The organism is Sphingobacterium sp. B16(2022) (assembly GCF_012030425.1).
Lineage (GTDB): Bacteria > Bacteroidota > Bacteroidia > Sphingobacteriales > Sphingobacteriaceae > Sphingobacterium > Sphingobacterium anhuiense.
In genome coordinates this window covers 758,751-784,492 of the sequence record NZ_JAAUVN010000001.1, presented here as the reverse complement: position 1 = coordinate 784,492, position 25,742 = coordinate 758,751, and the positions used below count along the sequence as shown (strand labels likewise).

Below are 25,742 nucleotides of genomic sequence, written 5' to 3'. Positions count from 1 at the left end.
TTCAGAAGCGGAAATATTTTTTAATCACTTTAAATAATAAATATAAAAAATGAATTTATTCTCACCTTTAGCCCTGCGCCAATTAACCCTAAAAAATAGGATAGTAGTATCGCCAATGCAACAATACAGCGCGAAAAACGGTGTTCCTGGAAATTGGCATCTTGTACATCTCGGCGGTAGAGCCGTTGGCGGAGCAGGTCTGATAATGACTGAATGTACCGCCGTTTCGCCCGAAGGTTTAGCCACATTGAGTGATGTAGGAATCTGGAATGATGAACAGAAAGATGCATGGAAAACAATTGTTAATTTTGTTCACGAACAGGATGCAAAAATAGGAATCCAACTGTGGCATGCCGGCGGAAAAGGAAGCCTGAAACATCCCAATGAAAGAATGAAACCACTCTCAAAAGAAGAAGGTGGCTGGACTGTAAAATCATCTTCACACACTGAAATGAATGGCGTAATTCCTGAGGAATTAACAATTGAAGAAATTCAGGAATTGAAAGGGAAATTTGTGAAGGCTTCACTCAAAGCGGTAGAGGCAGGTTTTGACACCATAGAACTTCACGCCGGTCACGGTTATCTTTTTCATCAGTTCTACTCCGCAGTCATCAACAAAAGAAATGACCAATATGGTGGAAGTCTGGAAAACAGAATCCGATTATTGATAGAAACTGTTATCGAAGTGAGAAATGCAATTCCAGACGGAATGCCACTTTTAGTTAGAATTTCGGCAGTCGATTATCTGGAAACACCTGATGCGTGGACTTTGGATGACAGTATCATTCTATCAAAAATCCTCAAAGAAAATGGTGTAGACCTCATCACAGCTTCGGCAGGTGGGTTTGCAAACGTCAGCAAAGACCGTGTTTTCCCTAATTATCAGGTTCCGTTTTCTTCGATTATTAAGCAACAGAATAAGATCGCAACAGGAGCCGTCGGAATGATTACAGAAGCCATTCAAGCAAATGATATTATTGTAAATAACGAAGCAGATTTGGTTTTCATCGCAAGAGAACATTTGCGAGACCCTTATTTTGCGTTACATTCAGCAAAAAAATTAGGAATAGAAACCGAAATTCCGTGGCAATATAAAAGAGCTTTTTAATTATATTTAATTCTAAGATTATGGAAACTCAAGGTGCATCTGTTGTTATTACTCATCACGTATTAGACACAAAACAAGAAGAATATGAAAAATGGCTGGAGCAGATTGTTCCTCTTACTAAACATTCAGAAGGTTTTATAGACCTTCAAATTGTACGTCCAATTCCTAATCTTACTTTTATTTACACTATAATCATCCGATTCGACACGATTAAAAATCTTAAGAATTGGATGGAATCTAACGACCGAAAAAGACTGATTGAAAAAGCCAATCCCTATTTCAGGAAAAACGACAATTATAAAATAAAATCTGGCCTTGATTTTCTCTTTGAAACAGAAAATGAAACCAAAGTTCCCGTCCGATGGAAACAGTTTTTGGTTACCTGGTCTGCCATTTATCCATTATCACTGCTGATTCCATTATTGATACTACCCTTTTTAAGAGTATTAAAGATTCCTACGAATCACTATTTTGATGGACTTCTGATTTCCTGCTCTGTCGTTTTCCTAATGGTTTATGTGATAATGCCTAATTACACAAAGTTAATTAGAAAATGGCTTTTTAAATAAAATATTCAACTTAAAAATACAAAATCACTGGCACTACTCCAGTGATTTTTTTGTAATCTAATTTTCTACAATAAAATTTAGTTTGACTTAAAACAATCTTTTTACAATGAAATGCAAAGTATCCATGCTAGCTAGTGCATATTTGAATGACAAATAGTGGTTGATACTTTTGCAGTATGCAATATAGCAAAAGAAAAAAGGAGTCACAGGGCATACGGAAATGAAAATTGGAAATTTGACGAAAATGACTTAATGGCCAAGAGATACATGATTACTAATGATGTAGCGATATAAATTTAGGTAAAAGTGGAATTAATAAAAAACGTATTTACTGATTCCACTTTTTTACAAATTTGAATAAAAAATGAAAGTTATACTGATAATTGATCTGACACTACTCTAGTTTAATAATTTGGTTTGCATGCATATTTTCAACATTAAGAACGGATTTATCTCTTGTAAATCCAGTAGATTAACATGATTGGATAATTTATATGCAAAGACGACAAGATGATCAACAATATAGGCAGAAAGCAAACCGTAAGGAACTGTCAATGTAACCGTGTCAAAAAAACCGGCATAGAATGCCATCAACAAGGACCAGTGAAAAATATATTTTTATTCATTGTCCTGAGATTTCAGAAAGTATTTTACGAAGATTTCACCTTTGTTATTTAACAAAAAGTTCAAACAGTTCTTCAGCACCCCCATCGAACTTCCTTCCGTTAACATAAAACGATGGCGTTCCATTGACCCCACTGATAATTCCACCCTGAAAATCAGCATCAATCCTATCAGTTAGTTCTGCTCTTTGAATATCGGATTTAAATTTCTCCATATCTAAGCCTATTTTTTCTGCCAGTTTATAAAGATAGAGGTCATCAAGATATTCCTGATTTTCATAAATGGCATCATGCATTTCCCAGAATTTATCTTGAAGAGAAGCAGCTTCAGCAGCAATTGCAGCTGAAAGCGCAAATTCATGCATTTCTGATAGAGGGAAATTTCTAAATACAAATTTCACCTCTTCGCTAAATCTTTCCAGTAGTTGCTTTAAAACTGGATAAGCGGCACCACAATATGGACATTGATAGTCACCATATTCTACTATAACTAAATCAGCATTTAAATTGCCTTGGGCATGGTCAGTAATACTGACAGGGATTTTTAATGACATAACTATTTTAATTTAAGATTTTCAAGAGCTTCCAATATACCATCTGCACCGGGATTTACCGCGGTTGGAGATTTGTAACTCCATTGGATGATACCTTCTTTATTAATTACAAAAAGCGCGCGGTTGCACTGGCCTTCTATCTCATTGTATATACCGTATCTCTTTGCAACTTCACCTTTAGGTTCAAAGTCTGCAAGTAGCGGAAAATGTAGCCTACGGGATTCCGAAAAAGCCAAATGACACCATTTGCTATCAACAGAAATTCCAAATAATTCTGCGTCATACTTTTTGAAATACTTAAGCATTTCATTATACAGTGCCATCTGATCACTGCAGACAGGACTCCAATCGGCGGGATAGAATGCTAAGATCACATTACTACCCTTAAATTCGGATAGCGTAATTTTCTGGTCCGGTGTTGCAAATAATGTAAAATCAGGTGCAACAGTATTTTGTTCTAACATAGTTTTATTCTTTAGTAATTGTAATAGGAAAAATAAATGCACCTAGCACAAGTAAAACAGCCGGTACAAGGAGCGTCCAATTTGCAAGCATATCCATAAGTATTGGGCCCATGAAGGCACCCGAGACAAAACCTATCCAAAGAGTCAATAAATGAATGACATTGGATCCATAGGTAATCCTATCCTCCTGATTACTGCTCACGGTATACATCGCCGAGTTCTTGGCCAAACTGTTTAACGTGCCTGTCACAAAGTCGGTATTTACATTTTGCTTTCCGATCGTGGTAATTATTGTATTCATTAGCCCCATCGAAAAGCTGACAATAACCAGTGATGCAATCCGTGGAATTTCATAGTAGCTAGTTACAACGCTATAGGTTGTTAAAATACCAGATACAATAAAAAATTTATATGAACCTGACCGATGTTTTTTACAGAACGAGAGACAGGTCCCTGCGTATATTCCAATAACAAAACTTCCGATCACGGCGACAGAGGAGCTAATTACCTCCACTGCTAAATTGTCAATCGCCGTTCCAAGTTGCGTGGTATTTCCACTCATAAAAGAAACGTAGGTTTTCCATTTTATTAGGCCGAAGGCATCGGTATATCCAGCTATGAATGCAAGTAGTATCGCTAATTTTTCTTGTATCGCAATTTTGTCAGCGGATAAAAGAACGTTATTTTTAGGCAGCAAGGCACTTATTTTTTAGGCTGGATAAAAATCTTCTTCGTTGGGAATTTTTCAATCTCACCTTCCTTCAACCCAAAATTTGTCACCACAACATCTTTTGGATTACCCGAAAGCCACTCGCTCAGATCGATAGATTCATATACTCCGCTGTTAAACCCGATCAGAACGCGGCATACAGTATTTCCTGTATTTTTAATGTAGTGCCCTGCTCCCATTGGTACATAGCCAACGTCACCTGCATTGAACTGTTCAGTAACCACTGTGCCTTCTGCTAGAAAAACAGACATCTCCGCCTGGCCAGAAATATAATACTGCCACTCATCAGCATTTGGATGCCAGTGCATTTCCCTAAGCGCCCCAGGTTGCAATTCAAGGATAGAACCAGCCATGGTCGTACTGATCGGGAATTCCTTACTGGTAACTAGTCGCTGCAAACCACCCCCGGGGATAATCCTTGGCTGCTGAGCGTGAAGTGGATAACGATGTAGGTTAGTAAGCTCTATATCTGCTTCCTCAGCTCTTGCTGTTGCATTAAAAGACAATTCGTCAGGAACAATACCTGCTGCGAAATATGCTTCTTTTTGTGGTAATGCAGCAACTTCTTCTAAAGTCAATCCTAAATTCTGAGCTACGATTTCGGCAGGCACGCTGGCTAAGAAATCAGTAACGCTAAAAGTGTGATCCTCCGAAAAGTTCCCGTTGTCAAAAATCAAGATAAAATGACACTCTTCAGTCCCTGTTGCTTGTATGGAATGTCCATAACCTTTAGGAAAATACCATACATCTCCGGGTTCGAAATTATCTATATAACTGTGACCGTCCGGGTGAATAATAGTCGTACGAACTGTGCCAGAAATTACATATGCCCACTCAGCAGCATTCGCATGCCAATGAAGTTCTCTCATACTTCCAGGATGTAATCTCATGGACACACCTGCAATTCCTATAGAAGCAGGAAAGTCTGTAACAGAAGCTCCTCTGGTCGTTCCACCATCATTGGTGCGTGGTTCTTTCTTCTCTAATTCGTACTTGAAGCTTAATGATGTCGTTTTCATAATATTGTATTTTAATGATTCATATTCTTGTTTTTTACTATTGTAAATCTACATAAGAAAGCAATCTGTTGTTTCCGACTTTCGGTGAACAGGCAGATATGATCGTTGAACCGGAAATATAGCAAGACATTTTTTCTCCGAAGTATTGGTTCTTCGGCAATCATTAAAGAACGATTATTTTTACAGCGTAGATCATAGGAAAATGCGGTCAAGGACGAACAATGTAATCGCAACGTATCAATTAAAAAGGTTTATGAGATTAGATGAGAAGCAGGTTGATTTAGTTTGTTGACAAAAAAAAAGTGAGCTCTGGAGCTCACTTTTTATACGATACTTAATTTTTGAAACTGTAATTTATGATTCAATAAAGGCTAGAATATCCTTATTAATCGTAGGCGCCTCTGTTGTAGGCATTCCGTGCGGAAATCCTGGATATGTAATCAACTTTCCGTTTTTTAATAGTTTAACAGATTTAACGCCAGCATTTTCGTAAGGGACAATCTGATCATCCTCACCGTGTAATATCAAGACAGGAATATCAACAGCTTTCAGGTCTTCCTTAAAATCTGTCTCTGAAAAAGCTTTGATCCCATCATAATGGGCAACTATACCGCCCATCATCCCCTGTCTCCACCAATTTCTTCGGACTCCTTCCTTAACATCAGCTCCATCTCTGTTATAGCCATAAAAAGGAAGTGTCAGATCGATATAAAACTGTTGTCTGTTGTTCAAAGTTTGATCCCTGATATTATCAAAAACCTCAATTGGCACACCATCAAGATTATTTTCATTTTGTACCATGATCGGAGGAACAGCACTTATAAGTACTGCTTTTTTTGCTCTTCCTTTTGCATATTTGTTCACATAACGAATTACTTCACCGCCCCCGGTTGAGTGACCAATATGGACAACATCTTTAAGATCAAGAAATTCTACAAGTTCTGCAGCATCAGCAGCATATTGCTCAATGGTATGTCCGTAAATATCCTGACTTGATCTACCATGTCCTCGCCGATCGTGAGCGACTATGCGATATCCTCTCTGAAGGAAGAAAATCACTTGTGCATCCCAATCATCTGAAGATAATGGCCATCCGTGGTGAAACATCAATATTGGTCCTTGTCCTTGGTCTTTGTAAAAAATCTCTGTGCCGTCTTTTAGTTTTAAAGTGCTCATAATTATATGGTTTAAATATTAATAAATCTATTTTCTTGTTTACTCTCTTAAAGCTACATTAACAATTAAATATTTTCAAACAGGATTCGGTGAATAGGCAAAACGAGTCGTTAAAAAGAGATGTTTTGGTAATCTTGGATGCAATACATTTTCACGTAAATATTGAATAAAAAAAGATCATCAAGCATGACTTGATGATCTTCTAATTACTTATTTTAAATCGGATGTTAGGTATCATAAGTTGACAGCAACTGCTCTGCTTCTTTGACAGCTGTGTCTAATATATGAGCAACTTTGCTTAGAATCTCTTCGGATACTGTATTTTGCTCTGTCATAAATTCAAGCGCATCAAGCTCATCATCAAGCACTGGGAGCAATCCCATAATTGCTACACTGGTTTTAAAATCATGTGCTCTCAATTTAAATTTAGAGAAATCACTATTTGCATACGCAATCTGTAACTGTTGTACTTGACCAGGGATCTTGTCAATAAACTGTCTGGTGACAGTTCGTTCAAAAGTTCTGTCTCCTCGGCTTACCAAACGCATGTACGCGAGATCTAAAAAAATAAACTCCTCCTTATCCGAGTTTTCTTCGATCTGTGCTGTACTCTGGAATCCGATGCCAAAATGTGAAATAAGTTTAAAGAGTTCTTCTTGGTTAATGGGTTTGGAAAGATATTCGTTCATTCCTCTGCTGAGGCATTTTTCCCTTTCACCTGCCAAGGCATGCGCGGTCATGGCAATGATAGGAATATCCAATTGCAATACATCTCGGATATGCTGTGTTGCAGCATACCCATCCAGCTGGGGCATCTGCAAATCCATCAAAATAAGGTCGGAGTGTTTATTTTTCAGATAATCCACGGCCTCCTGCCCATTGGAAACAATCTCAAAATCGACATTCCATTGTCCGAGCATATGCTTCATCAAACTTTGGTTCATCGTATTATCATCCACAACTAAGATATGAAGCGGTACATAGGATTGATCTTTAAAATAATCAGTGTCAATATGTGGGACTGTTACCAATTGCTCTTTAGCTATACCATAAGGAATAAAAAACTTAAAAATTGTGCCTTTTCCCTGCTCACTCTGTACTTCAATATCACCGTGCTGTAGTAATACAAGGTTTTTGACAATGGAAAGCCCAAGTCCTGTCCCTCCATAATTGCGAGTTATAGAATCTTCTCCTTGATTAAAGCGCTCAAAAACTTCGCTAAGTTTTTCCTTGTCGATTCCGATTCCCGTATCAGAAATATTAAATCCAACCACAACTTCATTTTCACTTCTGCTTTTGTTGTAGATTTCAATATGAATACTTCCTTGCTTCGTAAATTTGATTGCATTTCCGATTAAGTTTACCAAAATCTGGGTAAGCCTGGTGGCATCACCTATTAGCGTATCAGGAATGGAAGGACCGACCTTACTTGAAATCGACAATCCTTTTTCTTTTGCTCTTACAGTAAAAAGAGTTTCCACTGAATTCAGCAATCCATTAATACTGAATGTGCCACTCGTGATACGCATCATGCCAGCCTCTATTTTGGAAAGATCCAATATATCGTTGATAATAGTCATCAAACTTTCACCGGATTGTTGAATAGATGAAACAAATTCGGAAGAGGTAGCATCTAGTTTCCTTTTTTGAAGCAGATTGGTGAAGCCCAGAATTCCACTGAGTGGCGTTCTAATCTCATGACTCATATTGGCTAAAAAGTTCTCCTTTGTCTGGGCTGCGATGGAAGCTTTCTTTTCAGCAGCATCTAGTTCTTCAATCAAGATACGTTGTCGTCGGAATTGGCGTAAGATATGAAATCCAACCACAGAACCGCTCAAAATTAATAAAACCAAAAGGGAAATATCGTATAGCCTCGCTTTTCTGCCCATTTCCTCACTCTGTCGGCTGAGTTCAGTCATGTGTAGCTGTCTGCTCTTATAAATCTTAGCTGTTATGCCTGTAATTTCATTAGAAATTAATCTGGCCCTAGGATTGGCAATCGAGGTCCGGTCATCCATATTGCCAAGAGAAGCATAGCGTGCCAAGAGCTCATCCCGAACTATTTTTTTGTCCATGGCAAGGGTACGTAGACGTTGAATAAGTTTTTCCTCCACAGGATCGAAATTATCTCGGGACAAGGAATCCAAAAAATTTTCAATCTGATTTATCTTTTTATCGATTCCTTCCAGATGGGTGGTATCATTAGTGGCTATCGAAGCTCTGATCCTACTTTCCACACCAAGGATATCGCGGTCTATTTCCCGCAGGTGATTGCTCGCGCGTAGCTCGTTCAGCAGCGTATTATTGTTATGGATAAGTGCTTCTGTATTTCTTGCAGAATTGATCTGAACGACAATCAGCAGTATTGTTCCTACTATAAATGTCAGAATTATAAAATAGCTAAATCTTTTACTATTCATGATAGAATTACTTGTCATAAACAAAAGTTAAGAGGATTGGCTGAATTATGGCTTAGGATGAAAATAACTAAGTAAATGCCTAAAATACATTCAATCGTGTATTCAGAGACTTGCGATACGCATCTGCTATTGGAATAAACTTACCGTTTATCATAATACCTCCGTCCTCTAATGTATCTATTTTGCTGACACATACTATAAAAGATCGATGTACTCTTATAAAATCATTCTTAGGTAAGCGCTCTTCTGCAGTTTTCATCTTGCCATGAATAGCAAACATCTTTTCTTTTGTATAAAATTTCACATAATCTCCCATGGCCTCAGCATAAAAAATATCTTCTAGTTTCAGTCGCCTTGTCACATTTGAATCCCTGACAAACAAAAATTCATCATGAGTAACCTGCACATGCTCTTTTCTGCTCTCAAGAATTGCCTGGGCTTTCTCGACCGCCTGTAAAAATCGAACGGGAGAAATGGGTTTTAAAATATAATCTGCAATATTGAGCTCAAAAGCCTCAATTGCATATTCCTTTTTCGAGGAAGTGAATATGATTATCGTGTCTTTCCCTGATAAAATTTTGGTAAGTTCGATTCCAGTCATTTCTGGCATTTCAATATCAAGAAATATCAGGTCTATCTCATTTTTCTGAATATAATGATATGCCTCTATAGCATTTGGAAACTCCTGAGCAATAGTAAGATCCGGAACCTGCTTTGCAAGATGGGCCAAAGTCGTTCTTGCAATATCATTATCGTCAACGATGAGCGCTTTCATAGTAATAAGTATATATGTTAATATGACAAATATACTTATTACTTTCTTTTATCAGTAATCGAAAGCTCCTATCTAAAATACGACCGGATCATCCATGCCATCTGTTCATGTGCCTCCATTAGTCCAGTAATAAAGTCACTGGATCCGTAATCTTTATATACTTCTGCAAAAGGAGTAATGTTTCCACGTAAAAATTCAATGATGCTTTCATGGTCTGCTAATAAGTCTTTCATGTAGCCAAGACCATCATTTGTCCTGTCGCTATATTCTGTAAGGTGTGTCAGTTCCAAGTAGCTTTTCATGGTTGCGGGTGCATAATGGCCAATTTTACGCAGACGTTCAGCAACGTTATCGATAAACTCGTCCAATTGCTTGTATTGTTCTTCAAAGAAGATATGGTTTGCATGGAAATTGTCTCCCGTTACATTCCAGTGGGCATTTCTGATTTTGATATAAAGTACAGTTTCATCAGCCAATAATTTTGCCAATTGTGCAGCAATAGCATCTGTGTTTGATTCGGTTATTCCAATATTTGCTTTCATAATATGATTGTTTTTAGTGTTATTTTTTTATAATTAATTACCAGCGCTATCTAACAAGAATAATCTTACCTGTATGTGTGCCCTTTTCTAACAGCTTATGCGCATGCGATGCTTCATCAAAGGGAAATGTCTGAAAAATGACAGGTTTGATCTTTTTTGATTCAAGTAGTGGCCATACATGTTTTTTAACTTCGGCTGTTAAATATTTCTTAAATTCATACTCACGGCTTCTTAATGTACTCCCCGTGATCGTTAAACGCTTGATCATCATTTGCCAGATATCAAGGTCCACATGACTACTGGAGACAGCATTGATATAGACAAGCCTTCCTTCGGGCTTAAGGATATTGATGTTTTTTCGTACATAATCACCTCCGATCATATCCAGGATAACGTCTATGCCTTCCTGCTGGAGTTCTTTTTCAAAATCCTGATTTTTATAGTTTATATAAAAATCTGCTCCTAGTTCTATACAGTTCTGACCTTTTTCATCAGATCCTACTGTCACAACGACGCGTGATCCAAGCGCATGCGCCAACTGAATGCCTGTAATACCAATTCCACTATTACCGCCATGTATTAGAAGAGTTTCACCGGGCTTTAATGCCGCTCTCTGAAAGACATTGGACCATACGGTAAAAACTGTCTCGGGTAAACTTGCAGCCTCGGCATAAGTAAGCTCTGCAGGTATTTCAAGGCATTGTCCTTCACGCACGCTTACAAATTCTGCATACCCGCCACCAGTGAGCAGTGCGCACACCTTATCCCCCACCTTAAAGTTTCTGACCTGAGGACCACATTCTACGATTATACCTGCTATTTCCAGACCCAATATGTCTGCAGGTACACCTGCGGGCGCAGGATAATTACCCTCTCGTTGAAAAATATCAGATCTATTGAGACCCGCTGCTTTTACTTCGATCAGAACTTGGTCTGCAATAGGTATCGGAGTTTCAAATTCTCTCAGCTGCAGGACCTCTGGGCCCCCGTAACTTGTTATAACGACCGCTTTCATATGTTTCAACTTTTTGTTTTTAAATTTTCAGCTCTTTTCCATTTAAGTTTGTGCACAACTTTTTTTCCCTCTGAGAGAAAAGGTTTGCCACTTTCCAAAAACAGATATTCATTTTCAAAACGTATCACCCTATTCTGTGTTTGTCCACTCCAGTTTGGAAAAAGCGAAATAAACATCGTATGACTCAATATCAGCTTTTCTTCATCAGCATCAAATGGGCCAGAATAGGCTAAATAAGTAGAGCCTTCCTGCACATACTCTTCTGCTGTGGCTCCTGTCCAGCGTTCTTTGTCAAAGTTCTTCCGCTCAGGATTCATTATCTGCACAGACATATAGCCGTCCGGATTATATATGATCAGACCTTTGGGTGATGTACCCATCGGATAGGAAATATCACCATTTTCGAGCCTCACCTCGATCATTTCCACCAATGTCCAGGTACCGATTAGTCGTTTAAATAATGTCGCTTCCATTTTTAAAAGAGTTTTTATAAGGTGCAACTAATGCTACACCGTCTTGCTGTTAGAAAGGCTGATTGTATAGTCCTGTAATGGCTTTGTTTTCGATACTTTTTGCAAAATTGGGTGTCTCCTCATGATTGTGTGCATCTGAAGCTGCTTGTCTTGCTGCTGCTGCATTGGAGAGATTAACGCCGTTTTCTTTGAGATAATCCAGCATCTCTGGAGTAGCAGTCGCATGGATCTCATTTGTATACAAGCAGGTATTATGATCAATTTTCGTAACTTTTAGTTCCCATAAAACTTGAACTTTTGTGCGTCCTCCTTTGGTGATTGAATCAGAAATGGAAAGCATACGGCAATAATCAGCATCATGAATAACTGCTACATAGTGCTGCACCATCAAGGCGTCACCAATTGTTTCAACATTTAGTGATACAGGTTCCCCATTGAAGGTAGTAGAAATTGCAGCACCGATATGCTGAGTAGAGCATCTTTGATATTCTGCATCTGGTAAGTTTAGTAACCAATCTGCAATATTTACTTTTTCAATTGGTGCATTAATAATTGCAGTTGCTATTGAATGGCTCAATGTGTTTTCGGTCGTTTGAATAATTTCCATAATATTTAATTTTAAGGTTTGTTTGTATTACTTATGTAAATCTATACACATTTATCCTTAGTAGATTTTGCTATCCATCGGATCGGCAGAAACTGTCGTTAAATACGGAATAATGATCGTTGGCAAATCTTCTCCTACCTTTAGAACTTAGGGCTGGTCGTTGACAAAAATGTGGAAGTAATCTTGACGATTCTAATAATTGGTGAAGAGTGGGTCCATCACCTGGATTTATTTTATTGACTTTGTTCTTAATAATTGATCCATCGATATCTCCACCTACCGCTTCTGCTTGAATATGTTTAATTTCATTAAGCAATACTGGTGTACCGATAGCGGTGATCATAAACGATTCGAGTTCCTTTGCCCGAGATCTCATCAATATTGACGCTGAAGCCTATAACGGCATATGCCCGATAGCTACGCGCATTTTACTTAAAAGACTCCACTACGCTCTTATATAGCTCCTGTTTTTGTTTTCATAATTGCGGGAGCGCCCACCGAAAAATCTACGGAACTGGCTCCTATTTCACTCAAAGCATTGGCTCCAATAACAGCTGTTGCTGAAATAGGATCAAAATAACGCAGGACTTCTCTCTCCTCGATGGTATTGGTACTGGTAACGATCATGGTGTATGATGAGTACTGTTTTAAAAGCCCGAAAATAAAGGATCGGTTTGATTAAAAAATACGGGAAGCCGTAAGGAAGGTATAAAACGCATAACGCCATTCTTGACAGAATGGCTTTAGATGTTTTATCTTAAATGCTACAATTATAAAATTGATTTTATTAGTAAATATGGAAATCGATGAAGAGTTCTCCAGATAACAGATACTAAAAACTTATTCCTATCTGTCGCATCATGGTTATTGCATCCATAAAAGCTACTCCAGTAGCATTGCAGGCCTCTGGTATTTTAATTTTTTTTCTTCCTTGAGGTTGAGGTATTTCATGGGTGATCAAAATTCTATTTTGACAATCTACCAAGGAGTAAGCTACCAACCAAGCATCGGCTTCATCGACATTTAAAAATTCATTTAAGGCTGCTTGAGTATAATGACTGCTTCTTGAAGCTGCCCAAGAGGCTACCTCAATATACTGATTTATAACAATATCTGTGGGCTGAAAAAAATCCTTGGTTAAGGCTGTTTCGATCCAATCGGTTAAATGATCCTTATTATGAACTAATTCATTCCTTACCTTGTCAAGACTGACGATCACACCAACCTCTGCAAGCTCTTTTATTTTATTCCAAAAACTTGGGAAAATATCAAAAGGATAATGCATACGATGTGCCTGTACAAAAAAATTGGTATCTAGAACATATTGAACCATTATTTTACCGTTATTACATGTTTCTGAATGAATTGTGTATATACATTACCATACAAGCCTGTTAATTTAAATGCATCTTTATAGGTCAACTCTCCACTTTTAACAGCACTATCCACAAAACTTGCAAAGGTTGGACTCACACGACGCTTTGAAGTACTGTAGAAATTTCCACCACTGGCACCTTTCTTAGCTCTAAATTGCTCTATATATTTGTTGTAGAAAGTATAAAACTGAGTCTTGCTGATCAACTCTAAATCCAGAGCACGTCGCGCTATAACTATTGTACTTACTTTTAAGCGAGTTGCAAGTTTTTGAATATCTGCTAAATCTTTCCAGACTTCCCGTAAAATATGAGCTGGCACTAAAAATTCAGCCGCAACACGATCACATAAAATCTCTGTTTCGTTACTTGCAGGTAATAATTGGTCTTGATTAAATCCAGCACTTTTACCTAACCAAACATGGGCAAGCTCATGAATAAGAGTAAAAAGCTGTGCAGCTTTAGCATCTGCATTATTTAGAAACATAAAAGGTACGTATTCATCTACAAGAACGAATCCTCGGCACTCTTCAACTGGTATTAGTCTAGAAGTATTATTCCCTACTATCCCATTTTGTATGACAATAATACCAATGCGCTCAATAGAATCTATTAATATACCTAATGTATCTTCCCAAGTGGGACAGTTCATAGTCCAGCCAGCTTGTAAGCCCAGCTTATCTCTCAGATCTTTAACAAAGATATCAATGGATGCATCGGCACCAAATTTGCCAACATATGCTAAAGGGTGAATCTCTAATTGTATTAAATAGTCTCTCAGCCAGTCTTGCCTTCGTTGCAAATCTAGTATTGTGTCGTAAACATTTGGACTCACTTGGTAGTTGGGAGATAAATTACCTGTACGAAAAAAAGGAAAATCAATATCTTCATTGGGAGGTTCCTGCAAAAAAAGATAACCAAAAGGAATGTGTACTTTTTTAGAAAATTCTTCAAGTTGTTTTACAGTTGGTTGCTTATCTCCTTGCAACCAACGGTCAACTTTTAAAGCTGGATACTTACTGGAAAATTTGGCCAAATCGTATCCTGCACGGTTTAGCGCCCATGTTATAATGTTTTCTTTAATTGGTACAGTAGTAGCCATAGCGCAAAGTTATTGATTTTCTGGCATTTTAAAAGCACTCAAAAAAAATGATACCAGTATTAAATTGCTTTTTTTAGATTTTTAATTAGAGTAAGATACGGCTTTTTATTGTAATTCGCCTGATAACAAGAGAAGTTCGCTACTGATGGGATATCTCCTTGTGCTAGGTAAGTATTGGTTCTTGGGTCGATACGATTTTTCGAGATGTCGAATCATTTGGACTTACACTATAGTTTAAGTAATAGTCGCACTCCTTTTATCTCAATATTTCTTGAAGAAGCAATGGTCCTAAATCCTAAAAGTTGTTAATGAATTGTTAATGAATAATAAAATATTTTTCATTTACGATAATTCCATGTATAATTGATAAATAAAGAAAACAAAACACCAATATAACCTAGTTCTTGTAGTTTAAAGATCAACAATAAGTAATATTTAAAATTTTAAAGAAAAAGAAGTTTTATAATAATGTAGTTTGTGTCTAAACTGTAGTAGTATATCGATTATAACCAATTTATAAGTATAAATATTTAAATGGGATTTACGAAAAATAGAATTCGATTAGTTGATTTTAAAATCTCACAATCAAGTATTGAGCTTTTGGCCAATGAGTGGAAAGAACATGTCAAAATTATACCAACATATCCAATAGATAAATTCGACGGCAAAGGTATTGTGTACACAGCTGGAGGGATTACCTATGTATCATGTTTATGGATATCAATAAATATACTGAGAGAGTCAGGATGTATACTACCCGTTGAAGTTTGGTATCTTGGAAATGAGATCTCACAGGACGTAATAAAATATTTCAATGAGTTAAATGTGCAATTCCGAAATTTCAGAGAAGTTTGTAATGTTCATAAACCTGGATTTCACTTAAAACCACTAGCAATATTAAATAGTCAATTTAAAGAAATACTGTATTTGGATGCTGATAATATTTGCTTTAGTAATCCAACTGAATTATTTAACATGGAAGGTTATCTGCGAACGGGTACAACATTCTGGCCAGATTACTGGTTCACAGACAGTAATAATCCAATATGGGAAATCACAGGATCTGATGCGTACCATTTACCTGAGCAAGAAAGCGGACAAATACTAATAAACAAGGAAACTTGTTGGAAGGAACTAAACTTATGTATGCATTTTAATCAACTGGGTGAATATTATTATAAATTTCTATATGGGGATAAGGATACATTCAAATTTGCTTGGTCAGCTTTAAAAACAGTTTATTTTATGATAGAGAAATCTCCTTCAAATTGTGGTACATGGTTAAATGATTCTTTTAATGGTAATACCATGATTCAATATGATGATAAAAATGCAGTGGCTTTCCTTCACAGAAATCTGCTAAAATGGGATATCACATTATTGCACGAAAGAGGTTGGGAAGCAATAAAATCGTTTCCTAATGACAACAGTTTAAAAGAAGTCTATTTAAAGAAAGTCAACGGAATGATGACAGTAGATTTTGGAGGAAATGTTATTTATGAGGAGGCCTCAACAGATATTAAAAACCTAGAAAAGAAATGCTTAGCTTATTTGAAGATCTGGAGGGAAAGCGATACATATTTTAAATTTTATGAATATATACACTTCATTCATAAACGTAATTTACAAAACTCAACACAATCAATTGAAGTCTAAAATATGGTTCCTAAAATTATTCATCAGATAGTAGGTAAAAAACCTTCTGAACTCGTTAAAATGTGTCTTGAATCGTGGAAAGCTACAATTAGCCATGGTTTTAAGATTGTGTACTGGGACGACGATAGTTTAGCAAAATTTATAAAAGACAAATATGAATTTGCCTTAGATGCATTTCAGAATGCCAGAAATCATGCAGAAGCTGCGGATATTGCTCGCTATCTGGTGATATATCATTATGGTGGGTACTATGTTGACTGGGACATCAGTCTTAATAATGCAGAAGATTTTCTTTCCCTAGCTGATAAGGAACAAAAGGGTTATGTAGTCATCGACCCGCTCAATGAAACATTGGCATCTGAACATTTTTCAGCTCTAGCAAACAATACATATTTGTATACAATTGTTAAAGACATCATAACTACTTATATAAAAGATGAGCGTGATTTAATGGCAACACCAAATTATTCGGGTCCATATCGTATGAGAGCTACGATGAGAAAGTTTCAAAATATTGAACAATCAAAGATCCAGGTAAAAGACATATTCGAATATGCATATGACGAGATCAGAAACCATAAAGTATTCATGCAGTCAGGCATTATGACTCATTATTGGGAACACTCTTGGTTTCTGTAATTCAATGCTGAAAATTAAATGGAATATTACTTACAATTATAAACAGTTATGAAAAAAAAATTAAAGCTTGCTTTTGAAGAATTGGAAAGAGAACTGGCGCTTGTTTCCGATGTCGAACTTGTTCAGGTAGTGGGCGGATTTAGCTCAGGAAATAATGCTGGACTAATCAATCATTCTTTTGAGGACTCAGTAGATTTTCTTACAGATCCTGGTACAGGAACCAATATTGAATCTGAACAAGACTTATTTTATGGATCAAAGATAGCATTGAATGAAACAACTTTTAATGCTTACTTGAATAACTATACAACTTCCAGTAGCAGCAGTAGTGGATCTAGTGGCGGATACGGGTCTACTGGTCTAAGCAGTACAGGTTATTATTTGGACGAAGTAATTATAAACAGCACTGGATCAACTAGTACAGGTCATGGCTATGATCATTTTAGTAGTGGGAATCAAAATGGAAGCGGATACAACTACAGTACTGGAAATGGCAGCACTGGTAGCGGTAGTGCTGGTGGTGATTGGGGACCTGGCAGCGGAAGCCCAACTATACCTGCTAATCCTAATATACCGAATGACCCATGGGAGCGAGATGTTAATGGAAAGGTTATAGAATATTTATTAGATCCTTCGGATCCTAGAAAATTTAACACTTCTATAGATTATACAGGCAGTATTGAAGATAAATTTGACAAAGTAAAATTAAATCTAATACCAGTCATAATAAAAGGGCCAAACAACTTGGATGTATTAGCATATAAAGTCACTAGCTATTTTGATGCACAAAACATCGAACATTTTGACATTCCGGAAAGGTATCAATCAAATTGCCATGGTTCGGCAACAGGGTTGAATCTATGGATTCACGATCCATTTGTTCCTATTCCGAATAATCCAGACCTAATTGATTCATCACATGAAGACCAGTCATTCAGAGATATGATGAATAATAATTACACTTCTAACCAAACCGATGCTACTATAATTTCTTTTTACAATAATGGCGTTTTCTCTCATTCAGTTCGAAGAAATCCAGCAACAGGACAAATATGGAGTAAAACTGACAATGCGGAAATGCAAACTTTTAATAGTTTAGAGGATTTCTATGCTACAGATGGAAATAGAACTAAATATGAAGATAACGTAAAACAATATTATAAATTTTAAAACTTCAATTATAATGAGATGCTTTATAAAAACACTTTTTTTACTTTTTATAATTTTTGGAACTTCTATTCTAAAGAACTATGGACAATCCGTATTTAAAAATAATTCACAAAATGAAAAGATAGCGGAGATATTTAATACCTATCAAAATATTGATTCTATATATCTTCAGTATGAAGATAAGGCCCCATCGACTTTATTCATATATGAACCTTTAAAGGAAAAACATTCAAATCCATATATTACAAAAGATATAACTACTTATAAAGTAGATTTTGAAGCGGATCAGTTGTGGTTAAACCAGGATTATAAACTGATATACCAATTTATTTTTCAAGATGAATTAGAATCGGAAATACTAAAAACAACGGATAAAAAAGATTATACTTTAACGATTACTTCAAAAAAATCAGCTATTAGAGATTTTTTACAATCTGGAGGAGTTGGAGCTGTTATAAATCCCCATAAAAAGCTAGATTTTATTAATCTTCTTAATACTAACTACAGAGATTGTACAGATGTTATTAAAGATTCGGTGTTAATAATTCAGGCTGTTATCTTAAGGAACGGTGAAATCGGAGATAACGAAATAATTTATGGAAAATCGAGATTTCTTTATAATTATTTCATGAAAACATATTACTCTTTTGAGGCTAGTCAACCTATTCAAAAGAAAGACAGTAGAGATTTTCAAAACAGAAATGAAAAATGGCTTTTTAAGCCTAGAATTAGTAATACACAAAGGACAAGTTTAATTGATATTTATCTTCGACTCAATCCAGATAAAACTTTTACACTTTCAGCACAAGGAAATTACAGACGTTTAAAAATTAAAGATTATCATAAAAACCCTAATGATCCAATATTTTATTAAACATTAGTTTAGAAAACAAAAGTTCTTATAGTTTGAAAATTCTTCCTTTTTTAACGTACTATTTCAAAAAATTTGATTTAGACATAAAGTAGTAAGCTTGAGATCATTCATGTCCATATCGTATGAGAGCTACGATGAGAAAGTTTCAAAATATTGAACAATCAAAGATCCAGATAAAAGATATATTCGAATATGCATATGACGAGATCAGAAACCATAAAGTATTCATGCAGTCAGGCATTATGACTCATTATTGGGAACACTCTTGGTTTCTGTAATTCAATGCTGAAAATTAAATGGAATATTACTTACAATTATAAACAGTTATGAAAAAAAAATTAAAGCTTGCTTTTGAAGAATTGGAAAGAGAACTGGCGCTTGTTTCCGATGTCGAACTTGTTCAGGTAGTGGGCGGGTTTAGCTCAGGAAATAATGCTGGACTAATCAATCATTCTTTTGAGGACTCAGTAGATTTTCTTACAGATCCTGGTACAGGAGCAAATATTGAATCTGAACAAGATTTATTTTATGGGTCAAAGATAGCATTGAATGAAACAACTTTTAATGCTTACTTAAATAACTATACAACTTCCAGTAGCAGCAGTAGTGGATCTAGTGGCGGATACGGGTCTACGGGTCTAAGCAGTACAGGTTATTATTTGGACGAAGTAATTATAAACAGCACTGGATCAACGAGTACAGGTCATGGCTATGATCATTTTAGTAGTGGAAATCAAAATGGAAGCGGATACAACTACAGTACTGGAAATGGCAGCACTGGTAGCGGTAGTGCTGGTGGTGATTGGGGACCTGGTAGCGGAAGCCCAACTATACCTGCTAATCCTAATATACCGAATGATCCTTGGAAACAAGCAATATATACAAATAAAACTACTGAAATAACTTATGGAGAGAATGGACATACATTATATTTTAAAGAAGTGAAACTCGTTAGTGAAAATGGAAATGACATACTCGCCCTTGAGGTATACAAAGTCGTTGATAATAAAACTAATACACAATTATCAACTATTCCTGATGATTTTAAGTCTAATTGTTCAGGATTGGCATTTACAGGTGGTAAATATTGGATAACAGATGCGCTTAATAGCGCTCATAATGAAATTGCGAAATTTGAAAATATGCTTAACAGTAATACTTTGTATAGTCAAGTAAATGGTAGTACTATTGCTAACGTTGCAGTTATATGGTGGACAGATAAATCTACAGGAGAGCGATTTATAGCTCATTCAGCAATAGTAAATGGTATAGGTGATTATACTCAAAAAACGGATTATGCTAGTATTCAAGACAACGTCTCATTCACTGCTTTTACAAAAGATCATATCCCAACTGGTGATGATACAAATCTTTATTCCTACGAAGTTGTGTATTACAAAAATAATTTTTAATGTATGAATAATCAAAAATACTATATAGAGCAAAAATTTATGAAAATATTTTTGTTTTTACTACTTACCATTACATTTCTAAGTAGTAACTTTTGTATTGCTCAATCTCACAGACTAAAAGAGCTGACTATTAGCGGGTTAAATAATTGTCACTCAGATTATTTTGAAAAAAATCAAGATTTAGATAGTTTAATTATTAACTACGACAAAAATGAACCTATAGAACTTTTTTTCAAATATGAAAATAAGAAAGCCGGACAAAATAGAAAATCCTACTTCTATTTAAAATTTCCAGGTGATTTATTCCTTTTAAAAAGAGACTATCCCAATTTAAAAATACCGGATTATCCAATATATGACTTAAAAATAATTGATGAAAAATATGATAAAAAAAATGAACTTATAAACTACACAATAACTGCAATACTGACAAAAGATAGTCTAAAATACATGCTAACAGAATGGTTGCATAAAGGAACAAAAGTTCAACGTGAACTTTCCAGTATCCCTTATGAAGGATTCAAGGCTAGTTACAAAAAGGGTAACGCTGTCTTAGAAGAAAATTTAAATAAGGATATTCCTGGCATTAGAAATATAAATAAAGAAACTCATTATCTTTTTAAAGGTATAGTTGATCAGAAAGGATATATAAACAATGTGCAAATGTTAATGGGTAATGACAAAGTAGGCAACCAAATACTTCGTTCACTACAGCAGTCTGGCTCTGTATGGCAACCAAGGATACTAGGAGGTCGAGTTGTGAAAAGCTATATTGAAATTTTTGCACAAGTACAAAATGGAGTTTTAAAAGTATTTACCTGTGGTTATAATAGATAATCGCAATGTAGGGCGTTGTTAAAATCATATAATATAGATTGGCTTCCAGCTGCTATAGATCGTAGACCTATAGAATCAAAAATTAGGATATATGCCCGACTGAATAGTGATGGCACTATTGTATTAAAAACACCAAGAAGACTAAGAACTTTTTCTGGAGAATAATTTAATGTCAACTTTCATAATCACATATTAATCAGGAGATCGTTATGTTTAATTTATTTATTATTGACTACTATAATCGAAATAGTACTGGATTGACTACATATGTGGATCAACTTACAAACTATGTTGTGGAAGATCCAAATATTAGTCTGCACTTTATATTTGTTAATGCCGATCAATACAAAAATATTCATAAAGAACAAGGTGAATATGGAATAAACTACTATGTTCCACATGATATAGCAATTCCTGAGCATAACACAAAGGATGAGAATCTTGCCATATACTTTAGCAAAGAGTTAGATCCGAACCAAGACACGATTTTTCATTTTAATTGGATCAATCATGCACCTTTTGCGCAATTACTTAAAGCAAAAATGACATGCAAAACAATACTGACCAAACATTGTATCCCTTGGAGAGATAATATAACGAACAACTATCCTTTATTTAAATACATAAATGGCTTACTTCTTTCGAAAGAAGATATAAAGTATGTGGATCAATCTCTGCTACATGAATGGGTAGCATACAATGCAGTAGATCATGTAATATGTGTTACAAAATTTGCTGCTTCTGCCCTACAAAAATTATTTCAATTTCCTAAAAATCAAATGAGTATTGTCCAAAATGGACTTAAAGTTGAAAAGCCCGAATTAAAAGATCCGAAAATATTAAGAAAAAAGTACGGATTTAGTCTTGACGATGAAATTATATTGTATGCAGGCGTAGTGAATCAGAGGAAGGGAGTATTTGATCTTGTGAAAGCTCTGGATAAAATATTGGAAGAAAAACCGAATGTTAGACTAATAATTGCTGGAAATGGAAACCACAGCGAGATATTGAAATATGCAAACCAGCGATGGGCAAATTTAACGATAACTGGTTCTTTAGAAAAATCGGTACTGTTTGATTTTTATCAAATGGCTGATTTAGGTATAGTTCCATCTTATATCGAACAATGTAGTTACACTACAATAGAAATGATGCACCACAGTCTCCCGTTGCTTGTAGCTGATGTGGATGGATTAAAAGAATTAGTCCCGGATGAATATGGTCTACGAACTCCTTTAGTCTTAAACGATAATGATGTACATATTGATGTAAACAAACTTTCGCAAAATATTTTAAGCGTACTAAATAATAAAAATAAAGCTAATAGTAGAGCAAGGAAAGCTAAAAAATATGCTGAGAAACATCTTGAAGTAAGTAATATGGGGCAACAGACAGTCAAAATATATAAAAGACTGATGGAGGAACAAGAAACACAAAAAAAATTGAATGGCAATTCAAATTATCCGCTAGTAAGTGTAATTCTCCCGTGTTATAACGGCGAGAAGTATCTACGGGAATGCATCAATAGTATACTTTGCCAGAGCTATACTAATCTTGAGCTAATTATCATAAATGATGGCTCTGTAGATAATAGTAGCACTATTTTAGAAAGTTATAAAGATACTCGGATCATCGTACTGAATAATAAACGGAATATAGGGATAGTTGATAGCTTAAACTACGGAATAAAATATGCTAAAGGTAAATATGTTGCTAGAATCGACACGGATGATGTCATGCAACAAAACCGATTGTACAAACAGGTGAAGTACTTTGAGGATTCAAATAATGATGAATTAGCACTGGTAGGTAGTCATCATCGTGTGATTAACAGCAAAGGACAATTAATGGGACTAAAACAATATCCCTGCAGTCATGAGGAAATTCAGCAAGCAATGCTATTCCAAAATCCATTTTCTCATCCCTCAGTCTTAATGCGTGCAGATATTGTGAAAAAAATCAAGTATTCAAAAAAATATCCGCATGCTGAAGATTACCATCTTTGGTTTAAAATCTTAAAAAAATATAAAGCTGCTAATATTCCAGAATATCTGACACATTACCGGATACATGATCAAAATACTTCCAACAAAAATGGCAGAGAGCAACGAGAAAGTGCAGCTAGTCTACTTTCATCTGAACTTGATAAATTAAATATTGATCATTCCGTTGAGGAATTAAAAATTCATATTGCAATTAGTCAAAATTTGGGCAATAAAATATTCAATAATTCAATGCGAATACAATTACTAGATGAGTGGATTGAAAAGGTATTGCGTTCTCAACAAAAACAGCTGGGTTTTTCTGTGCTCACAGTAAATACGATGAAAGATCACATAAAGCGTAACTACTGCAATATTAATTAAAAATTGATTTAAGTATTATGGATCTTCGGACATTTCCACTCGACAGGCAACTTGATATGATGGACTGTGGTCCCGCATGTTTAAAAATGATTGCAAAATTTTATGGTAAATACTATTCATTACAATACTTAAGGGATCTATGTGGTAATACGAGAGAAGGAGTTTCGCTCGCTGGTATTTCACACGGAGCTGAAACAATTGGTATCCGCACGTTAGCCGCACATTGTAGCGTAACAGAGATTCTTGAAAAAGTTCCTTTACCCATTATCATGCACTGGGATAATAGTCACTTTGTCGTCTTGTATAAAATAAAAGAAAAGCGAAATAAAGATCTACTTTTTTTTATAGCAGATCCCGCAAAAGGAAAAGTTGAATATAATCAAGATGAATTTGAAAACGGATGGTTGAAAAACAAAGAAACTGTAACAAAAGGTGTTGCTTTAATTCTTGAACCGCAAGCGGACTTTGCTCAAAGACAAACTGGTGAGAAATCGCACCGCAATAAACAGTTAGAAAATATTTTAGGGTATTTCACTCCATATAAAAAAAGCTTTTTTTATTTAGCAACTGTAATGTTATTGATTACGGGAATGCAGGCTATACTACCTTTTATTTCAAAAGCGGTTATTGATGTAGGAATACAGACCCAAGATGTTAGCTTTATCAATATAGTACTTTTTGCAAACCTTGCTTTAATTGTCAGCATTACTTTAAGTTCAGCTGTCAGAGATTGGATTCTTCAACACCTATCTTCGCGAATAAATATTGCGCTTATCTCCGATTACTTAATTAAATTGATGAAACTTCCTGTGTCATTTTTCGAGAATAAAATGCTTGGAGATATATTACAAAGGGCATACGATCATGAACGGATCAGAACTTTCATCATGAATAATTCACTAAATCTGATATTTTCAACATTGACCTTTTTTATATTTAGTATCATACTTTGGATGTATAACAATACTATTTTTTATATTTTCATTGTCGGAAGCGTGTTATATATATTATGGGTAATAGCGTTTCTTAATCTACGCAAAAAACTGGACTGGGACTATTTCGAATTAACCGCCAAGAACCAAAGTTATTGGGTCGAAACAATTGGGGGGATTCAGGACATTAAGATTAATAATTATGAGCAGGCTAAAAGATGGAAATGGGAAGGTATACAGGCAAGACTCTTTAAAATTAATCTGCGTATGCTGGGGATCAATAATATTCAAAATCTTGGAGCAAGCTTTATTGATAGTGTTAAAAATCTACTGATTACTTTTTTTTGCGCTAAAGCTGTTATTGCAGGTGAAATTACTTTTGGAGTAATGATTTCAACACAATTCATTATCGGGATGCTAAATGGCCCTGTTCAACAATTAATATCGTTTATGGTATCCTTTCAATTTGCTCAAATCAGCTTCATGAGATTAAATGAAATTCAGTCACTTGCAGATGAGGATGAAGACATCGGTAACAATGATATGACTCTTGCTGGTATTAGCGATATTATTGTAAAAAATGTTTCTTTTCAATACACGCATGTATCTCCTGTGATCCTCAAAAATGTTAGCCTCATTATCCCTCATGGTAAGGTAACAGCAATTGTGGGAGACAGTGGCAGCGGGAAATCAACATTATTAAAACTACTCCTGCGTTTATATAAACCAAGTTATGGAGAAATATCAGTGGGGAACATGAATGTTAATAATATAGGTCTCAGGCAGTGGCGCTCTAAATGTGGTGCAGTGATGCAAGATGGCAAAATTTTCAACGATACTATATTGAATAATATCATTCTTGATGATGAAAAGCCTGACAACGAAAGATTAATTAAAGCGGTTACAGCAGCTAATATCGGTCCAGAAATTGAACAGCTGCCTCTGGGTTATCATACGAAAATGGGAGAAGATGGACGTGGGTTGAGTGGAGGACAACGACAACGCGTACTAATAGCCAGGGCATTATATAAAAATCCAGATATATTATTTTTTGATGAGGCAACAAATGCCTTAGATACTATCAATGAGCACAAAATAACTACTGCACTCGATGAAGTTTTTCATGGAAAAACAGTGATTGTTGTAGCACATCGTTTGAGCACCATACGAAAGGCGGAACAGATTGTTGTAATGAGAGATGGTTGCATAGTGGAAGTTGGTAATCACGATAGTTTAATGAATCGCGGGGGAAGATACTTTCAATTGGTTGAAAGTCAATCTGAAGTTAAATTTTTAGCCAATTAAT

General features: G+C 35.6%; 26 protein-coding genes. 11 read left to right on the top strand and 15 right to left on the bottom strand.

Features of this window, described 5'->3' with window-relative positions; all coding sequences use genetic code 11:
- Nucleotides 1-49 precede the first annotated feature (49 nt).
- From HCX49_RS03550 to HCX49_RS25775, 3 genes are all read left to right on the top strand, one after another.
- Nucleotides 50-1,108 (top strand): NADH:flavin oxidoreductase/NADH oxidase, encoded by a 1,059-nt coding sequence (locus HCX49_RS03550; protein ID WP_168126165.1) that lies wholly within the window; start codon nucleotides 50-52, stop codon nucleotides 1,106-1,108.
- Between the two features lie 20 nt (nucleotides 1,109-1,128).
- On the top strand, nucleotides 1,129-1,677 hold the full coding sequence (locus HCX49_RS03545; RefSeq protein ID WP_168126164.1) for an antibiotic biosynthesis monooxygenase: 549 nt from the start codon (nucleotides 1,129-1,131) through the stop codon (nucleotides 1,675-1,677).
- Nucleotides 1,678-1,833: 156 nt separating this feature from the next.
- On the top strand, nucleotides 1,834-1,971 hold the full coding sequence (locus HCX49_RS25775; RefSeq protein WP_206368199.1) for a DUF1348 family protein: 138 nt from the start codon (nucleotides 1,834-1,836) through the stop codon (nucleotides 1,969-1,971).
- A 376-nt stretch (nucleotides 1,972-2,347) separates the two neighbouring features.
- Here HCX49_RS25775 and HCX49_RS03535 read toward each other — a convergent pair whose 3' ends face one another.
- The 15 genes from HCX49_RS03535 to HCX49_RS03465 all read right to left on the bottom strand — a co-directional run bounded on the left by HCX49_RS03535 (nucleotide 2,348) and on the right by HCX49_RS03465 (nucleotide 14,550).
- The gene (locus tag HCX49_RS03535) at nucleotides 2,348-2,854 is read right to left on the bottom strand and encodes a DsbA family protein (protein ID WP_168126163.1); all 507 of its coding nucleotides are present in this window, start codon (nucleotides 2,852-2,854) and stop codon (nucleotides 2,348-2,350) included.
- 2 nt (nucleotides 2,855-2,856) lie between these two features.
- Nucleotides 2,857-3,318 carry a redoxin domain-containing protein gene (locus tag HCX49_RS03530; RefSeq protein ID WP_168126162.1) on the bottom strand — a complete coding sequence of 154 codons (462 nt, stop codon included), beginning with the start codon at nucleotides 3,316-3,318 and terminating at the stop codon, nucleotides 2,857-2,859.
- 4 nt (nucleotides 3,319-3,322) lie between these two features.
- Entirely contained in the window at nucleotides 3,323-4,015 is a 693-nt protein-coding gene (locus tag HCX49_RS03525; protein ID WP_168126161.1) for a YoaK family protein, read from the bottom strand.
- Nucleotides 4,016-4,020: 5 nt separating this feature from the next.
- Nucleotides 4,021-5,067, bottom strand: a complete 1,047-nt coding sequence (locus HCX49_RS03520) for a cupin domain-containing protein (protein ID WP_168126160.1) — start codon at nucleotides 5,065-5,067, stop codon at nucleotides 4,021-4,023.
- A gap of 354 nt (nucleotides 5,068-5,421) precedes the next feature.
- Nucleotides 5,422-6,243 (bottom strand): alpha/beta fold hydrolase, encoded by an 822-nt coding sequence (locus tag HCX49_RS03515; protein WP_168126159.1) that lies wholly within the window; start codon nucleotides 6,241-6,243, stop codon nucleotides 5,422-5,424.
- A gap of 227 nt (nucleotides 6,244-6,470) precedes the next feature.
- Nucleotides 6,471-8,681, bottom strand: coding sequence for an ATP-binding protein (locus HCX49_RS03510; RefSeq protein WP_206368197.1), 2,211 nt, complete (start codon nucleotides 8,679-8,681; stop codon nucleotides 6,471-6,473).
- A gap of 61 nt (nucleotides 8,682-8,742) precedes the next feature.
- Nucleotides 8,743-9,438 (bottom strand): LytR/AlgR family response regulator transcription factor, encoded by a 696-nt coding sequence (locus HCX49_RS03505; RefSeq protein WP_168126157.1) that lies wholly within the window; start codon nucleotides 9,436-9,438, stop codon nucleotides 8,743-8,745.
- Nucleotides 9,439-9,506: 68 nt separating this feature from the next.
- On the bottom strand, nucleotides 9,507-9,980 hold the full coding sequence (locus HCX49_RS03500) for a Dps family protein (protein WP_168126156.1): 474 nt from the start codon (nucleotides 9,978-9,980) through the stop codon (nucleotides 9,507-9,509).
- Between the two features lie 46 nt (nucleotides 9,981-10,026).
- The gene (locus tag HCX49_RS03495; RefSeq protein WP_168126155.1) at nucleotides 10,027-10,995 is read right to left on the bottom strand and encodes an NAD(P)H-quinone oxidoreductase; all 969 of its coding nucleotides are present in this window, start codon (nucleotides 10,993-10,995) and stop codon (nucleotides 10,027-10,029) included.
- Nucleotides 10,996-11,000: 5 nt separating this feature from the next.
- On the bottom strand, nucleotides 11,001-11,468 hold the full coding sequence (locus HCX49_RS03490) for a lipocalin-like domain-containing protein (protein ID WP_168126154.1): 468 nt from the start codon (nucleotides 11,466-11,468) through the stop codon (nucleotides 11,001-11,003).
- A gap of 49 nt (nucleotides 11,469-11,517) precedes the next feature.
- Entirely contained in the window at nucleotides 11,518-12,075 is a 558-nt protein-coding gene (locus HCX49_RS03485) for a hypothetical protein (protein ID WP_168126153.1), read from the bottom strand.
- Between the two features lie 70 nt (nucleotides 12,076-12,145).
- Nucleotides 12,146-12,451, bottom strand: a complete 306-nt coding sequence (locus HCX49_RS03480; protein WP_168126152.1) for a hypothetical protein — start codon at nucleotides 12,449-12,451, stop codon at nucleotides 12,146-12,148.
- A gap of 77 nt (nucleotides 12,452-12,528) precedes the next feature.
- Nucleotides 12,529-12,702, bottom strand: coding sequence for a heavy metal-binding domain-containing protein (locus tag HCX49_RS03475; protein ID WP_168126151.1), 174 nt, complete (start codon nucleotides 12,700-12,702; stop codon nucleotides 12,529-12,531).
- 205 nt (nucleotides 12,703-12,907) lie between these two features.
- Nucleotides 12,908-13,408, bottom strand: coding sequence for a DUF4411 family protein (locus tag HCX49_RS03470; RefSeq protein ID WP_168126150.1), 501 nt, complete (start codon nucleotides 13,406-13,408; stop codon nucleotides 12,908-12,910).
- Complete coding sequence (locus HCX49_RS03465) at nucleotides 13,408-14,550, bottom strand: ImmA/IrrE family metallo-endopeptidase (RefSeq protein ID WP_168126149.1); 1,143 nt, start codon at nucleotides 14,548-14,550, stop codon at nucleotides 13,408-13,410. Before HCX49_RS03465 ends, HCX49_RS03470 begins: the two co-directional genes overlap by 1 nt.
- Before the next feature lie 534 nt (nucleotides 14,551-15,084).
- Between HCX49_RS03465 and HCX49_RS03460 the strand changes: the two genes are divergently transcribed.
- The 8 genes from HCX49_RS03460 (at nucleotide 15,085) to HCX49_RS03425 (ending at nucleotide 25,741) form a co-directional block, all read left to right on the top strand.
- On the top strand, nucleotides 15,085-16,206 hold the full coding sequence (locus HCX49_RS03460; RefSeq protein ID WP_168126148.1) for a hypothetical protein: 1,122 nt from the start codon (nucleotides 15,085-15,087) through the stop codon (nucleotides 16,204-16,206).
- 3 nt (nucleotides 16,207-16,209) lie between these two features.
- Nucleotides 16,210-16,845: a glycosyltransferase family 32 protein gene (locus HCX49_RS03455; protein ID WP_168126147.1), complete on the top strand. Its 636-nt coding sequence runs from the start codon at nucleotides 16,210-16,212 to the stop codon at nucleotides 16,843-16,845.
- Nucleotides 16,846-16,893: 48 nt separating this feature from the next.
- On the top strand, nucleotides 16,894-18,015 hold the full coding sequence (locus HCX49_RS03450) for a hypothetical protein (protein ID WP_168126146.1): 1,122 nt from the start codon (nucleotides 16,894-16,896) through the stop codon (nucleotides 18,013-18,015).
- 13 nt (nucleotides 18,016-18,028) lie between these two features.
- Nucleotides 18,029-18,889, top strand: coding sequence for a hypothetical protein (locus tag HCX49_RS03445; protein ID WP_168126145.1), 861 nt, complete (start codon nucleotides 18,029-18,031; stop codon nucleotides 18,887-18,889).
- A gap of 326 nt (nucleotides 18,890-19,215) precedes the next feature.
- Nucleotides 19,216-20,301 (top strand): hypothetical protein, encoded by a 1,086-nt coding sequence (locus tag HCX49_RS03440; RefSeq protein ID WP_168126144.1) that lies wholly within the window; start codon nucleotides 19,216-19,218, stop codon nucleotides 20,299-20,301.
- A gap of 3 nt (nucleotides 20,302-20,304) precedes the next feature.
- Complete coding sequence (locus tag HCX49_RS03435; RefSeq protein ID WP_168126143.1) at nucleotides 20,305-21,138, top strand: hypothetical protein; 834 nt, start codon at nucleotides 20,305-20,307, stop codon at nucleotides 21,136-21,138.
- A gap of 209 nt (nucleotides 21,139-21,347) precedes the next feature.
- The gene (locus HCX49_RS03430) at nucleotides 21,348-23,504 is read left to right on the top strand and encodes a glycosyltransferase (RefSeq protein ID WP_168126142.1); all 2,157 of its coding nucleotides are present in this window, start codon (nucleotides 21,348-21,350) and stop codon (nucleotides 23,502-23,504) included.
- A 17-nt stretch (nucleotides 23,505-23,521) separates the two neighbouring features.
- On the top strand, nucleotides 23,522-25,741 hold the full coding sequence (locus HCX49_RS03425) for a peptidase domain-containing ABC transporter (RefSeq protein WP_168126141.1): 2,220 nt from the start codon (nucleotides 23,522-23,524) through the stop codon (nucleotides 25,739-25,741).
- Nucleotide 25,742 lies beyond the last annotated feature (1 nt).